This window comes from Rheinheimera mangrovi (assembly GCF_003990335.1).
In the GTDB taxonomy this organism is placed as follows: Bacteria; Pseudomonadota; Gammaproteobacteria; order Enterobacterales; family Alteromonadaceae; genus Pararheinheimera; species Pararheinheimera mangrovi.
Genome location: NZ_CP034683.1, coordinates 4,011,200 through 4,027,959, shown reverse-complemented (window position 1 = coordinate 4,027,959; position 16,760 = coordinate 4,011,200). Strand labels below are relative to the sequence as shown.

Sequence of the window (16,760 nt, the reverse complement as noted above, 5' to 3'; positions counted from 1 at the left end):
AAGCTCCCCTTTGTTAATCCGGAGCTTTATTATCGATTTTTTGGAGTTCCTATCTGCACCAGGTATTTTTTCATGCCGTTATAATGCGATAAGGCCCTAAATTTACTGTCAATTTTTTGTAGAGCCTCATGCCCTTTCCACAGCTCCCGGACGAAAACGTCAGGTTCGATAAAAATAATCACTTTTTCTTCCGTACTGGTTTCAGGCAACTGAAATATCCGCGCCAGCTCTTGCCACGGAATATCTTTACGGCAAGGCTGCTTTACCTCTGCGCCGTTCTGATAAGAGTCTTGAAATTCTGTCCAGTGTAGCTTTAGCTCAGGCAATTGCTCAGTGGCTTGTTTTGCTGTCATCAACCTTTGCTGTTTCAGATCGTACATCACAGCACTGCCGGAGGAGATTGTGCAGTAATACTGCCGGAATAAAGCAGCGGCTTCGTCGTAAGATAAGGTCGAGGAGCGTTGCCAACTGGGGGCAACATCGGTAAAAAACTGTTCGGCTTTACAAAAAGGTGAAAACCAACAGAGCAAAAGTATTATAAAAAATAAGCGCATGATTCATCCTTAAACAGTCGACGCTATCTGGCGTCTCATTCTGTTTCGCTATCGATTTTTTGGAGTTCCTATTTGCACCAGGTATTTTTTCATGCCGTTATAATGCGATAGGGCCATAAATTTACTGTCAATTTTTTGTAGAGCCTCATGCCCTTTAAACAGTTCCCGGTTGAAGACGTCAGGTTCGATAAAAATAATCACTTTTTCTTCAGCACTGGTTTCAGGCAACTGAAATACCCGCGCCAGCTCTTGCCACGGAATATCTTTACGGCAAGGCTGCTTTACTTCTGCGCCGTTCTGATAAGAGTCTTTAAATTCTGTCCAGTGCAGCTTTAGCTCAGGCAATTGCTCAGTGGCTTGTTTTGCTGTCATCAGCCTTTGCTGTTTCAGATCGTACATCACAGCACTGCCGGAGGAGATAGTGCAGTAATACTGCCGGAATAAAGCAGCGGCTTCGTCGTAAGATAAAGTGGAAGAACGCTGCCAGCTGGGGTCTACATCCATAAAAAACTGTTCGGCTTTACAAAAAGGTGAAAACCAACAGAGTAAAAGTACTATAAAAAATAAACGCATGATTCATCCTTAAAAGTCGCTGTATTTCTGATTCGAGCCTAACTTAAATTAAAAAATGCAAGGCTATACATCACTTCGACCCTGTTTCCAGGCAATCAGATTCTTCGATATGTCCATTCTTGATTCAATACAAAAACAGCACTGTAAAGCCAAGTTAAGGAACATGAAAAAGAAAGTCAACACCAAAATAGAAACGAAGCATAGTTGCAGGGTTTCATACACTGCTTTGATCTCTATGTACTTTTTTCTACTTTAGTATTGGTTACTGGTATAACACTACTTTTTCGCCTGTTTTAGCTAATCTGAATAGTTTTGTAAGCCAGCAACGAGCCGTCTGAATTTTGTTGATAATCAAATAAAAACTCATCGTAGCTGTTGCCAAAGACTGTGTCGCGGCCAGCGCTTAAGGTGGTGTCCTGAATACCACGGCTGCTGTATTCAGTGTGAGTGGTGCAAATTTCTGCGGTGAATGCATCCGGGAAGCAAAACTGTGAAACCACCTCATCGTTGTTGTTGTTACGTACACGAAAGTGGATATGAATAGTGCGGCCTGAATACCAGCCAGGGAAACAAGATTTAAAGTTGACCCTGCCGTTGTTGTCGGTAATTTGAGTGCCTCTGAACCATTTTGAGCGCAAGGCTTCACTGTGGTTGCCTGTGCAAAACGAGCTGGAAAAACCGCTGCTGTCGCTGCTGCCATTGGTATCACCTGAATAAATACCTTCCACATCACAGTGCCAGACTTCCACTTCAAGGCCTGATACCGGCTCACAACTGTTGTCGATCACCCGTAAACACAGCTGCATCGGCAAGCCGCCTTGTGCATCGGAAATATCATCCAGTGTGTTCGCTGTAAAGTAACAAGGGCCTTCAGTTAAGTTTTTGGTTAAGGCGACAGTACAAGTAGTGCCTAATGCAAACAGACTGTCGTCCGGGAAATTTGCCGTCATAGCGGCTGTACCGCCAGTGGCCCAACTGGTGCTACTGCCTGTTGAACTGCCGCTTGAGCCACCGCTACCCGATGTACCAGAGTCGCTGCTGGTTGTTTCAGTACTGTCTGAGCTGCCACCACAAGCCACCAGGCCAATCAGCGGAATACTGGCTAAGCCTAATCCAAGCTGCTTAATAAAATGTCGCCTGGATGTATTGGTAGTTAATGAGTTTTTCATGGCGTTTTGCTCCTCTGCCTGTGATTTCATTGGCTATGACGCTGCATGGCAGAGCAGGGTTCAGAGATAAACTTAACTTTACCTTTGCAGATAAAAGCTGATGTTTCTCAATCGAAATTGATGGTTCTCGTATTGGGGGGAGAGTGTTGAATTACAGCAACTTTTGCCAGTAGCCGACATCGCGCCACTGTTCAAATTTAAAGCCAACCTGCTGAAAATGGCCGCATTTCTCGAAACCAAATTTTTCATGCAGCGCTACACTTCGTTTATTAGGTAAAGTGATACCACCTATCACCAGATGCAAACCCAGAACTTTTAGTTCAGCCAGCAGTTGCTGATACAACTGACTGCCCAGGCCTTTGGCTGTCACACCGTCTTTGACATAAACTGTGCTTTCCACCGAAAACCGATAAGCTGACCGTATCCGCCATTTAGTGGCATAGGCATAACCCAGTAGTTCGCCGCTTTGCTCCAGCACTAACCAGGGCAAGCCATCCGCTTTTACCTGCCCAATACGCTCCGCCATCTGTTCAGTACTAACAGCTTCTTCTTCAAAAGTGACACTGGTATTCAGCACATAGTGGTTATAAATGGCTGCAATAGCTGTGGCGTCTGCTGAGGTTGCACTGCGGATCATGTTGTATCTCCATTAAATACAAGGTTTTGCGTGCTTCAGATACAACAATGCCAGTCATCAGACTGGCATTGCAATAGAGCCTTTGTAGTGAAAAGCTTATTCCGCTATCAAACCATAATCGCGGCCTAACACCTCAATAATTTCGGCTTTAGGATTAGCGGCTAATTCAATTTTACGGCCTGTGACTTTTTCCGCTATGCCAAGGTATGTGCGGGAAATATCCATCATTACTTCCGTCGGCAGGGCGTTGTCGCGGGCTAAAGCGGCGCGCTCCGGCATCCGGTCTTTATTCAGCATAATGTCCGGATCAGGGAAGTTACTCAACAGCCATTGGCGGAAGCCTTCTTTGGATTGCTCCACTATGCTGCCATTGCGCCAGCTGGCGCCATCCCAAATCCGTGAGCTGTCTGGCGTGCCCACTTCGTCCATATAAATCAGCTTGCTGTTGCCATTGGCATCGTTGACATAACCAAATTCAAACTTGGTATCAACAAACATCTGATCCAGCGCAGCTAAAGCGTCGCTGATCACGCCAAAACCTTGTTTTAACAGGGTTTCATACAGGCTGATATCGGATAATTGTTCAAAACCAAAAGCAGCGCTATGGCGTTCAATATCGGCGCGGGAAATGTTTACATCGTCCGCCTCCGGCACACCGGCTAATCCAGTCATAATACCTTTGGTAGACGGAGTAATTAAAATCTCCGGCAGTTTTTGATCTTTTTGCAGGCCTTCAGGCAAGGTAATACCACAGAATTCACGTTCGCCTTTGCTGTAAGCACGCCACATAGAGCCAGTTATGTACTGCCGGGCAATAGCTTCAATTTTCAGCGGACGGGCTTTTTGCACTATCCACACCAGCGGGTGCGGAATATCCAGAATATGGCTGTCGGCCAGGCCATGTTGTTTAAACAAAGCAAACCAGTGATTGGAAATTGCGTTTAAGGCCGCGCCTTTGCCAGGCACACCATTTAAGCCATTTTCGCCATGCCAGATGCAGTCAAATGCAGAAATACGGTCACTGATGACCATAATGGCCAGCGGCGTGTCTGGTGCTACAGGGTAATTTTTTTCCCGGATCAACCGCGCGCTGTCAGCGGCAGTCAGCCAGTACACACTGCGAACTTTACCTGAGTGAACAGGTAAATCTGTACGAATAGGCAAGTCGTCATTGACCGCCAGGACCTGAGTTGCAAGAGTCATCTTCACTTCTTCTGTGGCTGAAAAAAGGCGCGGTGGAGTTTAACAGAAAGTGCGGGTGAACTGAATCGGTCTGCAGCATAGCTTTGGGGTAAAAATTCTGGACGCCGACTTTTCAAAATAGCTGCGTTCGAGGTTATTCCGCTATTTCTTGTTGGGGTAGGCAGCAAACTTACACGAACGCATAAACAACCTGGCGTTACAGTGTTAACTCCAGACTCACTACTGCAGTACAAGGCATTAAAAGGCCCTGCCACAGAAAAATCAGATCAGCTGAAAACAGCTACTCACGGGACAAATAACTGTTTTATATCTTTTTTTTATCACACTAAAGGAGTAATTTGTCTGGCTTATGCTATGGCTGTATTTGTCCTACCATTGTCCCGTAACAGTTCAGCGCCATTTCCGCATGCACTAGATGGAGTTTTTTATGCCTGCAAATGATGACGTCATCCGCAGAAACAATGTCAAAATAACAGGCTCTGGCCAGCAGGTGATGCTGATGGCGCATGGTTTTGGTTGTAACCAGCTGATGTGGCGTTTTCTAACCCCAGAGCTAAGCAGCCAATACAAAATAGTGCTGTTCGATTATGTCGGGTCGGGTGGCTCTAACCTTGCTGCTTACTCCAGACAAAAGTACTCCGATCTGGAAGGTTATGCCCAGGACATTATCGATATCTGTAACACTCTGGATTTACATAATGTAGTGCTGGTTGGACATTCGGTCAGCAGTATCATCAGTTTAATCGCAGCACAGCAAATTCCGCAGCGAATTCATAGCCTGGTGATGGTGTGTCCATCGCCTTGTTTTTTAAATCATCCGCCGGATTATCTGGGTGGTTTTAATCGTGAAGATTTAACTGAGCTAGTTGATTTAATGGATAAAAATTACATAGGCTGGGCCCAGTATCTGGCGCCTTTAGTGGCTGGCAATGTAGATAAAGACTTTGTCAGTAACGAGCTTGCAGAAAGCTTCTGCAGCACCAACCCCATCACAGCCAAAAACTTCGCCAAAGCTACTTTTTTCTCGGACTACCGCTCTTTATTACCACTGAATAAACACCCGGTATTGCTGCTGCAAAGCCAAACCGACGCTCTGGCGTCTTTGTACATCGGCGACTATATGCATAAACACACTCCAAAAAGTGTATTGCAGGTGGTGCAGGCCAAAGGCCATTGTTTGCATATGACGCATCCACAACAGGTGGCTGGCCATATTCAACACTTTATGCAGTCCTTACAGCCAGATGAAAGCAAAGCATGACGGCTGAATTTGCTCTGGACGATTTCCCTACCGGTTTAGTGGTGACCACTCTCGAAGATCGCGAAATTCTGTTTGCTAACCAGTATTTTTATCAGGTCAGCCAACAAGAGCCACAAAGCGGCGCCCGTATTGGTTTGGTATTTACTGCCGCGTCCAAAATTGTGATCGAAAGTTTTGTTATGCCTATGCTGCTGCATCAGGGGTACTGCGCAGAAATCCAGTTAACCCTTGAAACCAAAGCCGCAGAGCCCGTGCCTGTATTGGTTAATGCCCGTATTGTGGATAACGGCAACCGGCTAATTTATTGGGTGATTAGCACAGCACAACAGCGCGATAGCTTGTATCAGGAACTGGTGAACCTGCGTAACGATTTAGAGCTAAGGGCCGAGAAGCTGGAAGTGTTGTCACAAACGGATGAACTAACAGGCTTACTGAATCGCAGAGCTTTTGTCTCCAGAGCCACAACGCTGATCAAACAAGCGCTGCGGCATAAACTACCCTACTCATTTTTTATGATCGACATCGACCACTTTAAGCAAATCAACGACCAGCACGGTCACGACGTCGGCGACGAAGTGTTGCATAAAGTGGGGCAGTTGCTGGCGAAAAACAGCAGAGAAAACGACGTGCTGGCCCGTATTGGCGGCGAAGAATTCGCCATCATCACCCTCAATCAAAGCAGCGAATCCCCAATCCAATTCGCCGAAAAGTTGCTGTCGATGATCCGAGCTGAAAAAATACAAGGCATTGATGTAACAGTAAGTTTAGGCTTGGCTATCTCAGCAAAAGCCAGTTTTGAGCAGCTGTACAAAGGCGCAGATATTCTGCTTTACGAAGCAAAAAACCAGGGCCGCGACAGACTGGTGTGGCGGGATATTGATAATAATTGAGCTGAAGCTGGTGGAATAGTCTGGTTTAGGGACTTGGCTTTCCCCTAAAGCTTTGTAATAGTGGACCTATTCTGGCGTCAGCCATACACAAGGATCGCAGCTTAGGTATGAGCAGTAACATCGATATTTATCATCAGGTCGCCGAAGGTTTTGCCAGCCAATACAATGCGTTAAAACCTGAAGAGGTGCATCAAAGCTGGCGCAGTTTCTGGCCTGCTGCCGATGCTTTAGTGCTGGATATCGGCGCTGGCAGCGGCCGTGATGCGCTCTGGCTGGCACAACAAGGATGCGAAGTATTTGCGGTGGAACCTGCCAAAGCCTTACGTGAGTTAGGGCAACAACAAACTGCTACGTTAGAGGCTGCCCAACAGAAACCAGTACATTGGCTGGACGACCGCTTGCCAGAGCTAAAAACTGTGCTGCAACTTGGTCTGAAGTTTGACCTGATTTTAGTCAGCGCTGTCTGGATGCACCTGACTCCAGCCGAACAAGAGCGTAGTTTTCGTAAATTATCTAACCTGTTAAAAGCCGGTGGCCGTTTGGTCATTAGCCTGCGCCACGGCGACTTTAACGACGGTCGCACTGCTTATCCAGTCAGTATTCACAGCATAGAGCAGCTGTGTGTGCAACATGCGCTTGAGCTGAGTTTTCAGCAGCAAGGCACCGATGCTATGGGCCGCGAAAACGTACAATGGCAAACTGTTGTCTGTACTTTGCCGGACGATGGCAGCGGTAGCTTAAGTCAGGTACGGCATATCATTTTAAATTCGTCCAAATCCTCTACTTACAAACTGGCGCTACTGCGAACTTTGGTGCGTATTGCCGATGCTCATCCGGGCGCAGTGTTGGATAGTAGTAGTCAGCAAATCATCTTACCTGTCGGCTTAGTGGTGCTGTATTGGATCCGACAATTTAAGCGCTTGCTGGATGGTTATAACCTGCAACAAAACTCTGACCCGGCCAAACGTTTAGGTTTTCAAAAAGCAGATGGTTGGGATTTACTGACGCATTTAGCAGCGGACGATTTTGCCATAGGCGCTTTATTTACTGGCCCTGATGCCAAAGCGCTGCAAAAGTTATTTAGCCATTGCATCGACACCATTCAACAAGGCCCAGTGACATTTATCTACCAAAAAACACCGGATAACCCGCTGTTTGCGATAGAGAAAAAGCGCCGCACTGCTACAGATACTGTGCTCATCGATAAGGATTTCCTCGCTAGCTTTGGCCATTTCATAATCCATCAGGACAAACTCTGGCAGTGCTTGCGCCACTACGGCTGCTGGATTGAGCCTTTATTAACCCGGCAATGGGTGGACGAAATGGCCAAATATCAGCTGAATAAGGCACGGGCGCTGCCGCTTGAAACCTACTATTTAAGCCTGCAATGGCTGGAACAAAAACGCGAAACTGCCGCCGTGCGCGATAAAGTAATGAAGCTGCAACAACAAGGCGAGCAAGTGCTGTCGGTTTGGAGTGGCAGCACACTGAAACAATTCGACATAGACCACTGCCTGCCATTTTCCTATTGGCCCAATAACGATCAGTGGAATTTATTACCTTGCACAGCTAACGAAAACCGCAGCAAAAGCGACCGCCTGCCGGGCCGTGACTTACTGCAACATAGTCGTGGCCGCATTAACAACTGGTGGCAACAAGCCAATACCACCCAAGCCGAACAACGGCGCTTTTTCACCGAAGCTAATTTGTCTTTGCCCGGCTTAACCACCCAAAACAACGACTTTGAGCAAGTATTCGAAGCCCTGCAGTTTTTGGTGTTTGGCGTGAAGCAGAGACTGCAGGTGGGGGAGTGGCAAGTTGGGTAAATGTTAGGGATTGAAGTTTTTTAGTTTCCGTAATAGGGTTGATGCGGAAGTGATAAAGGAGGAGCAGTTATGCTGTCTGCCACGCAAGTAGGAGAACTGTTGGGAAATTATGGCATTCCTGGCTTATTCTTATTGGTGCTTTTCTACGTCTTAATTAACTTTGAGAATATGTTTAAATCTTGGACTGTATTCAGAACCAGCAGGATTGCTGTAATCAAACAAGCTCTAGAAGCGTCAGCAGAAAATCCAGCGCTGCAGCAATGCTACAAAACAGAACTTGAAACCGAACATTTTCGATTAGTCAGCGGAATAGTGGCAACGCCGGAATACAGAAAATCCGTACTGGAAGTACTAAGTAAATCCGAAGGAAAGCTAACTCTTAATATGATCCGAAGGTCACAAGAATTCAAAGATCTGGATTCCTCTGGTGTCAGCATACAGCTGGCAACACGGTATTATGTTTGGAAATTGATAGCCTTGCTCTTCGGAATAGTTAATTTTTTGATGGCTTTTTTATCATTGAGCTATTTGATTTACTGGGCAATTTTAGAAGTTGCCGACGCAGACTATCACCTGTTTGGAATTTACTTTTTACTCTTTTCATTCGGCGCATATTTTTTTATCCGAGAAGTCTGGTCTTATAACAATGCTATGAAGGTGAAACATGTGTTGGATTGTTTGGATTCAGAGCATGGTAAAGCTAGTTAGTTTTATTCGGCAACGTGGCTAGGAGCGGGTTTGATATTCACATGGAACTTTTGAGGTAAGCTCTTGCGGTGTGCATCATTTCCGCAGTTCGTTCACTGATAATATGCACTACCTTACTCAAAGCGAAGACAGGTCTACAATTCATAACCTAAACGGTTATATTCTGTAGACCTCGACACCAAAAGCACTAGTTTTCGCTGCGTGAGCTTTGGTGAAAGCTCTGCCCTTTGCCCCTTAGGTAATTACTGGCTTTCCCGAAACTTCTGAAAAGCACCAAATGGCGCAGTTCGCTCAAACTGCGCCATATTTAGCAACAAAAACTGGCGCAGTTCTATAAACTGCGCCACAATTGCGCCATTCAGTATTAAACTGCGCCAATTTAGTTATGTCAGCCACTACTCAAGAGTTGTTTCATATCATTAGTCAGGCCGCTGAAGGGCTTAGTTTGGCTGATCTACAGAACAGTTATCCTGCTATCGCCCGTCGTACTTTGCAGCGCCATATTGCCAAGCTGATTGATGCCGGACAAATCAAAGCTGTAGGTGAGGGGCGGGCCAGACGTTATTTTGTGTTTACGCTCCATCCCATTGCTGTAGCCACGCCGTCAGATCCACAGAGCCAGGCTGACAGCTTTCCGGCTTTTATTCCGTTATCTGCCGATAGCGCGGATATTCTGGCCTATATCGACCAGCCTGCTGAAGCTCGTAAACCTGTAGGGTATCAGCGCGATTTTCTTGAGGCTTACCAGCCGAATCAAAGTTGGTATTTGTCGGAGTCGCTGCGCAGGCAGTTGCATAAAATGGGCAAAACTACGGAGCTGGCTCAACCGGCAGGAACCTACAGCCGTGCCATTTTGAACCGATTGTTGATTGACTTGTCCTGGGCGTCCAGTCAGTTAGAGGGCAATACCTACTCCAGGCTCGACACGCTGGAGCTGATTGAACATGGTAAAGCCGCTGAAGGCAAAGCCGTGCTGGAAACCCAGATGATCCTGAACCACAAAGCCGCCATTGAACTGCTGGTGGAAAATACGGATACAGCGCAGTTCAACCGCTACACTCTGATGAATTTGCATAGCGCTTTGGCGGAAAACTTATTACCTAACCCTGCGGATGAGGGGCGTATTCGCCAGCATGCAGTGGATATAGGCAAAAGTATGTACCGGCCTTTATCTGTGCCGCAGCAGATTGACGCTATGCTGCATTTACTGCTTGAGAAGGTGAATCAAATTCAGGATCCGTTTGAGCAGTCGTTTTTTATGCTGGTGCATCTGCCTTATTTGCAGCCTTTTGTTGATATCAATAAACGCACCTCGCGCCTTGCTGCCAACCTGCCGTTGTTTCGGGCCAACTTGTGCCCGCTTACCTTTTTGGATGTTCCTGAACAAGCCTATAGCCGCGCCACTTTGGGCCTGTACGAGCTGACCAGAGTCGAATTATTGCGCGACCTTTATGTGTGGGCTTATGAGCGCTCTACGCAGGAATACATCGCCATCCGACAGGATCTGGCAGAACCCGACCCACTTCGCCTGAAGTGGCGGGAGCTGTTGAAACAAAGCATCCATCAGGTAGTGTGTGCTCCAGCTACAGAGCCTTTGGTTGTTATTCAGCAGCAGGTGGCTTTACAAGTGCCACAGCCACAGCAAGCCGCTGTGCAAGCTTTGATTATTGAAGAGCTGCGCCGCTTACATGAAGGCGTATTAGCGCGTTATGGCTTACGGCCTTCAGACTTTGCTAAGTGGAAGGCGGAACAAAGGCACTAACAAGGTTGTAGGAAAAGGCGCTGCTTCATTTTGTCCGGACAGAGCCCTTTGCCTGACTATGCGAAGTGCATTGGCCAGTTGCTCCGGATAACAAATACCCCGACACTGCATAGCAACAGAGTTTTCTATGAAAAATGCATATCCGGCTGATTTTTCTGGTAAACCTTTTACATCGAATTGACGTAAACTAAGTTCACTTAGCCAGAAGAGTAATAAATCTGCGATGCGTTATATCAACAGCCCCAATTACGACCACAAACAAAACGACAAAATTGGTATTTTGCTGACCAATTTAGGCACCCCAGATGAGCCAACGCCTAAGGCGCTGAAGCGTTATCTGAAGCAGTTTTTATCAGACCCGCGTGTGGTGGAAGTACCGCGTTTATTGTGGTGGCTGATTTTAAATTGTGTGATATTGCAATTCCGGCCACGTCGCTCGGCCAAAGCTTATGCCACTGTTTTTACCGACCAGGGCTCGCCGCTATTATTTAATACTCAGGCACAAAGTGATGCTATTGCCGCTCAGCTGCAAGAGCAAGGCCTGAAGAATGTAGTGGTTGATTTCGCCATGCGTTATGGCAACCCAAGTTTTGATACTGTGCTGGATAAAATGTTTGCGCAGGGCGTGCGTAAGTTGTTGGTGTTGCCTTTGTATCCACAATATTCGGGTTCTACTTCGGCTTCGACCTTCGACGAGCTAGCCACTAACTTTATGCGTCGGCGCTGGTTACCTGATTTACGTTTTATCTCACATTACCCTGACTACGCGCCTTTTATTCGTGCTGCGGCTGAGAAAATTCGCCAGCACTGGCAACAACAGGGTCAGGCCGACAAACTGATATTGTCTTACCACGGTATTCCAAAACGTTATTTACTCAATGGCGACCCCTATCACTGTGAATGTTATAAAACTTCACGCTTAATTGCTGAGGAGTTGGGCCTGACAAAAGATCAGTACCTCACCACCTTTCAATCCCGTTTTGGCCGCGAAGAATGGCTAAAACCTTACACAGATGAAACCTTAAAGGCGTTGCCAGCGCAAGGCGTAAAAAGCGTTCAGGTGTTTTGCCCAGGCTTTGCTGCCGATTGCCTTGAAACTATTGAAGAAATTGGCGAAGAAAATAAAGAGTATTTCTTACATGCTGGTGGTGAGCGCTACGAGTACATCACAGCATTAAACGCTGAACCTGCGCATATCGACGCTTTGTGTCAGCTGATTCAGGAGAATCTGCACGGCTGGCAAGTAGAGGCAGATGCGCAGCGTGCAGTTCGGGCTGAGGCTTTGAAGGTGGAGAAGTAGTAGGGGCACCAAAACTTGAACTGCAAAACCACCAGAAAAGGTGGTTTTGACGTTTATGGCGCACCCATCAGGATTACTCGGCGCTTCCTGCGCCTCGCCCTGAAGGGCCATCTTCGCAAGCGAAGACGTTCAAAAATGCTCCTGGCAAACTGGTGGTCGAACGGCAGGTTCAAATCCGATAGGGTGCCAAAAACACAAAAACCACCTAAAAAGGTGGTTTTGATGTTTTGTGGTGCACCCGACAGGAGTCGAACCTGTGACCTTCGCCTCCGGAGGGCGACGCTCTATCCAGCTGAGCTACGGGTGCGCAACGGCGGCCATTTTATGGGGCTTTGTGGTTATTGTCCAGCCAGCATTTGGTCTAATTCTGTTGCCTTGGTTTAAAGGCACAAAAATTAACCAATGCTGGATCAATCACAGCTTTTAACGCAGATCCACTGACTTTGCTCCAAAGGCTAAAGAATTCCCTCTTTGTTATCTTGTGTGGCTGACAAAAATATGTAACTTTCAATGGCATGGGAAGATGTTGATTTCACAGCAAAACACAGTGAAGTCAGACAAAAGTATTGAGTGCTGGCGTTGGACGACCGGCTTGGGCTTGAGGTGGGTATGGAGCCAGTAAAGGGTAAAGTGTATCGGTCTGCTTTGGGGCTGATGTTTGATGACAAAGTGATAGCTGCATTTTCTGGCCTGTGGCGCTGTTTAGGTCAGGCTGATTTCAGTACTGCCGTGATGGATGTGCTGGATGCGGTTTGCCCTACTGATTCGTGCGGTGTCCTGGTGTATTACCGTCACCGTAACCCTTTGAGTTTATTGCACCGTTTTAACCCTGTTGACCGTAAAGTGTCGGCTGATATTTATTCCACCGGGCCTTATGCGCTTGACCCTCAGTACCGGCTGTTTTTAGCAGGTTGTCCTACCGGCGCTTATTGGCTGCGTGATGTGGCGCCTGATGATTTTTATTCCAGTGAATACTACGAAACCTTCTACTCCAAAACCGGTGTGGCCGATTCTATTGATGTGTTGTGGCGTATTGATGAGGACTCGGCGCTGGTGTTTTTTATGCAGCGTAATATTCATAGCAGCGAATTTACCGCCGCCGATTTAACGGCGCTGAATATGGTGTTGCCGATTTTATCTGAAGCTTTAACTAAACATTATCAACTGGCTGCTGCTTTGCCGCAGGCTAATCCGGATGATAAAACTCACCAGCAGGTGGAATGTACCTTAAGTTATTTTGCCAGTTCCTTGCTGACCAAAAGAGAGCGTGATGTGCTGCTTTATATGCTGCGTGGCTATTCGTCGGCTTTAACAGCGGAGAAGCTAAATACCTCAGACGGCACAGTGAAAATTCACCGCAAGAATATTTACCGCAAGCTGGAAATTGGCTCGCAGGCTGAGCTGTTTTCATTATTTATCAACTGTATTCCTTTTGCCAGACCAGATGAGAATACCGATCCGCTCCAGCTCTACCAACAAACTCTGAGTCACTAAGGTTCCTTTGTAAGCAGTGTTTAAAAAATAAACTACTGCTTTCTGGGTAGCCTTTGTATCTGTCTATCCGTTTTGTACCACCTGCTTCTACCCCCAACAGGATATATAAGCTTTGGCTTTAACTCTCTATTATCAAAGTGAAATCAAAACCAGACCAGGGCGGTAATGGCTAAGGCACACAGAGGCCGGTTATTACCAGACAGACCCGACATACCCAAGGAACTTGTAGTTGCGGGGAGGCGGCAAGCCAGTGAGTCTCCGGGAGCATAGTAAACCTATGTGACCGGGGCGAAATGGCGCAGTCAACAAAGCCGCAGCTTCAAGGGCGACGGGGATAAAAATAATAACAACAGGCGGACATGGACCTGTAGCAACAAGCCGGAGTTAACAACATGACACAACAGAAGCTGAAATGCCTGCGCCGTTCCGCTTTGGCTGCGCTAATTACCGCAGCCCTTAGCCAGAATATGGCGTATGCCGATTTATCCGTAGGTTCTATTTTTGGTCAGACCGAAAAGGGTGTGACTATTTCGGTGAAAAACTTACAAACAGGCTTAAAACGCGAACTGACCTCAGACAACAGTGGCCGTTTTAATTTCTCCCAGTTACCCAGCGGTCGTTATCAGGTGGTCGCCAATGGCGTAACCCGTGAAGTGAATGTCGCTATAGGCACTGGTACTCCGGTCAGTTTCAGTGACGACACCACAGAACGTATTTCTGTGGTGGGCTCAAGCATCAGTCCTATTGATACGTCGTCCGTGGAGTCGAGCACTGTCTTTACTGCCGCTCAGATGGAACGTTTGCCTGTAGGCCGTGATATCAGCGATGTGGCGTTACTCGCGCCCGGCACAGTGCGGGGCGACAGTGGTTTTGGCAAGCTGGCGTCTTTTGGTGGTTCTTCTGTGGCTGAAAATGGCTACTACATCAATGGTTTTGATGTGACCAACGCCCGTACTTTTTTATCTTATGGCCGTGTGCCTTTTGACGCTATTGGCGAGCAGGAAGTGAAAACCGGTGGTTTTGGCGCCGAATATGGCCGCGCCTTAGGTGGTGTGGTCAATATTGTCACCAAACGTGGTACAAACGAGTGGGAGTTTAGTGGCTCAACTGTCTGGTCTCCTGCTGATTTAGCCGCATCAGGTCGTGATGTGGTCAGCCGCAGCGGCGAAGCAGGCGAGCGTAGTTATTACTCGGCTTACCGTTCGGCAGATAAACAAGATGAGTTGTCTTATAGCTTGTCCGGTGGTGGTGCTATTGTGCAGGACAAGCTGTTTTTTTATGGTTTGCTGGAAGGCAAAAAAGACAGTTTTGATTCGTACAGCAGTGATCGCAGCACTGCAGGTGAAAACACTTCACCTAATGGTCTGGCTAAGTTCGACTGGTACATTACCGACAACCATATTCTGGAAGTGACAGGCATTCGTAATGTGGAAGAAACCGACTACACAGAATACCTGAACCCTGATGATGAGTACTTTACTGGCCGGCATGGCAATGAGCGGGTGCGTTACACCGAACGTAACGGTGGCGAAATTCTGATTGGTAAATACACAGGTCACTTGACGGAAGACTTTACTGTAGGTGTTTTGGTTGGGCGCTTAACCAACGACTCAGGTTACATTACGCCAGACCCGCTGGCGGGCGATGATTGTCCTTTAGTGGATATTTACGATCAGGACACAGACGATGTGATTGACGTGGGCTGCTGGAACAATATCGACGTGCGTTCGCTCGAGTTTGGCCCTGACAACGACGAGCGTAAAGCGCTGCGTTTAGATGCCGAGTGGCGTATTGGTGAACATACCTTACGTTTTGGCTACGACGACGAAACCTTCACTTCCCGCATTGCCGGTGCTGAATATTCAGGTGGCGTTTTCTATCGCCGTTATACCCCGGTCGATTTTGAAGACCGCTGGAACGGTGTTGATATTCCGGCTGATGCTCATGTAGTGCGCAAACGCACCCGTACTTCGCCGTCAGGCCGCTATGAAGTGAAAAACTCAGCTCTGTATTTAGAAGACAGTTTTTACGTCACAGATACAGTGATGTTATACGCAGGTATCCGCAGTGAGTCTTTTGACAACCTCAATGCCGATGGCGTGTCTTTTGTTGATGCCAGCGACATGATAGCGCCACGTTTAGGTTTTGTTTGGGACGTTAACGGTGATGCCAGCTCTAAGCTGTATGCCAATGCCGGTCGTTACTATATTCCTATCGCCGCCAACACCAATATCCGCGCTTCGAACTGGCAATATGTCACCACTGAATATTATCTGTATGACGGTGTGGTCGACCCAACCACTCAGGCCCCGCTGCAGTTAGGCGAAAAGCTGGGCGATACTTTAACCAGCGGTCGCAATAGCTCACCGGATCCGGCCACTGTGGCTTCGGCGAACTTAGAGCCTATGCTGCAGGACGAATTAATTCTGGGTTATCAGCGTGAGTTGTCTGACTTATGGACTGGTGGTGTCAGCTTTATTTACCGTGAAGTGAAAAACGGTGTCGACGACTACTGTGGTCGTCAGGCTTTTATCGACTTTGCTGAAGATCAGGGCTTTGAAGATTTCGACTCTGATTCATTAGCCACTTGTATCATCTTAAACCCGGGTAAAGATCTGGAAATGGATATGGACGTGGCAGGGGATGGTGTATTGCAACGGGTGACAGTGCCAAACAGCTACCTGCAACTGGCCGATTACAAACGGACTTACAAGGCGTTGGAGTTTAACTTTGAACGCGCAAGCAGCAACGGCTGGTATATGCAGGGCAGTTATGTCTGGGCTAAAAGTCAGGGCAACAGCGAAGGTTTAGTTAACAGCTGGCTGGAATCTGAATCGCCGGGTTTAACCAACGACTTTGACCATAAAGTATTTGTTGATGGCACAGACGGCTATTTATCTAATGACAGACGCCATACCTTTAAGTTGTTTGGTGGGTACGAGCTGAACGAAGAAATGGAAGTGTCGGCTAACCTGCTGGTGCAATCCGGTCGTCCGGTCAGCTGTTTTGGTTATGCACCATTTGACGTCGACGAAGATGAGTATGAAGTCTTTGAACGTTATGCGGCGTCCAGCTTGTATTGCCGCAATGCGGATGGCGAGCAGGAGCTGACCCAAAGAGGCCAGTTTGGCCGCACGCCATGGACTTATACAGTGGATTTAGGCTTTTCCTACCGTCCAGAGTGGGCCAAAGGATTACTGCTGCAAGCCAATGTATTTAATGTGCTGAACAGCCAGCGTGTGACTGAATACGATGAAAAAGGCGATTTGTCGCTGGAAGATGAAGGCCAAAACCCGAACTTCCTGAACGATCAAAACTATCAGAGCCCACGTTCTGTGCGTTTAACCGCCCGTTATTCTTTTTAAATATAGTTTTGAAACTCA

General features: G+C 47.3%; 13 protein-coding genes and 1 tRNA gene. 8 read left to right on the top strand and 6 right to left on the bottom strand.

Translation table 11 applies throughout. The features are described from left to right. Positions 1–29: 29 nt before the first annotated feature. From EK374_RS18190 to EK374_RS18170, 5 genes are all read right to left on the bottom strand, one after another. On the bottom strand, positions 30–554 hold the full coding sequence (locus tag EK374_RS18190; protein ID WP_127025950.1) for a hypothetical protein: 525 nt from the start codon (positions 552–554) through the stop codon (positions 30–32). Between the two features lie 48 nt (positions 555–602). Beyond that, entirely contained in the window at positions 603–1,127 is a 525-nt protein-coding gene (locus EK374_RS18185) for a hypothetical protein (protein WP_127025949.1), read from the bottom strand. Positions 1,128–1,420: 293 nt separating this feature from the next. Then, positions 1,421–2,296 (bottom strand): dioxygenase family protein, encoded by an 876-nt coding sequence (locus EK374_RS18180; RefSeq protein ID WP_127025948.1) that lies wholly within the window; start codon positions 2,294–2,296, stop codon positions 1,421–1,423. 151 nt (positions 2,297–2,447) lie between these two features. After that, positions 2,448–2,933 (bottom strand): arsinothricin resistance N-acetyltransferase ArsN1 family B, encoded by a 486-nt coding sequence (locus EK374_RS18175; protein WP_127025947.1) that lies wholly within the window; start codon positions 2,931–2,933, stop codon positions 2,448–2,450. 96 nt (positions 2,934–3,029) lie between these two features. Beyond that, positions 3,030–4,136: a phosphoribosylaminoimidazolesuccinocarboxamide synthase gene (locus EK374_RS18170; protein WP_127025946.1), complete on the bottom strand. Its 1,107-nt coding sequence runs from the start codon at positions 4,134–4,136 to the stop codon at positions 3,030–3,032. Positions 4,137–4,563: 427 nt separating this feature from the next. Between EK374_RS18170 and EK374_RS18165 the strand changes: the two genes are divergently transcribed. The 6 genes from EK374_RS18165 to hemH all read left to right on the top strand — a co-directional run bounded on the left by EK374_RS18165 (position 4,564) and on the right by hemH (position 11,883). Then, positions 4,564–5,397: an alpha/beta fold hydrolase gene (locus EK374_RS18165; RefSeq protein WP_127025945.1), complete on the top strand. Its 834-nt coding sequence runs from the start codon at positions 4,564–4,566 to the stop codon at positions 5,395–5,397. Beyond that, positions 5,394–6,287: a GGDEF domain-containing protein gene (locus EK374_RS18160; protein ID WP_127025944.1), complete on the top strand. Its 894-nt coding sequence runs from the start codon at positions 5,394–5,396 to the stop codon at positions 6,285–6,287. Before EK374_RS18165 ends, EK374_RS18160 begins: the two co-directional genes overlap by 4 nt. A 107-nt stretch (positions 6,288–6,394) precedes the next feature. Further along, positions 6,395–8,113, top strand: coding sequence for a class I SAM-dependent methyltransferase (locus EK374_RS18155; RefSeq protein WP_127025943.1), 1,719 nt, complete (start codon positions 6,395–6,397; stop codon positions 8,111–8,113). A 69-nt stretch (positions 8,114–8,182) separates the two neighbouring features. Further along, the gene (locus EK374_RS18150; RefSeq protein WP_127025942.1) at positions 8,183–8,821 is read left to right on the top strand and encodes a hypothetical protein; all 639 of its coding nucleotides are present in this window, start codon (positions 8,183–8,185) and stop codon (positions 8,819–8,821) included. Between the two features lie 385 nt (positions 8,822–9,206). Next, positions 9,207–10,583: a Fic family protein gene (locus EK374_RS18145; protein WP_127025941.1), complete on the top strand. Its 1,377-nt coding sequence runs from the start codon at positions 9,207–9,209 to the stop codon at positions 10,581–10,583. 223 nt (positions 10,584–10,806) lie between these two features. Beyond that, entirely contained in the window at positions 10,807–11,883 is a 1,077-nt protein-coding gene (hemH, locus tag EK374_RS18140; protein WP_127025940.1) for a ferrochelatase, read from the top strand. A gap of 230 nt (positions 11,884–12,113) precedes the next feature. Here hemH and EK374_RS18135 read toward each other — a convergent pair. Continuing rightward, positions 12,114–12,190, bottom strand: a tRNA-Arg gene (locus tag EK374_RS18135). 302 nt (positions 12,191–12,492) lie between these two features. Here EK374_RS18135 and EK374_RS18130 point away from each other — a divergent pair. Together EK374_RS18130 and EK374_RS18125 are read left to right on the top strand one after the other, a co-directional pair. Continuing rightward, positions 12,493–13,377: a response regulator transcription factor gene (locus EK374_RS18130; RefSeq protein WP_127025939.1), complete on the top strand. Its 885-nt coding sequence runs from the start codon at positions 12,493–12,495 to the stop codon at positions 13,375–13,377. Positions 13,378–13,769: 392 nt separating this feature from the next. After that, positions 13,770–16,742, top strand: a complete 2,973-nt coding sequence (locus EK374_RS18125; RefSeq protein WP_127025938.1) for a TonB-dependent receptor — start codon at positions 13,770–13,772, stop codon at positions 16,740–16,742. Positions 16,743–16,760: the final 18 nt, after the last annotated feature.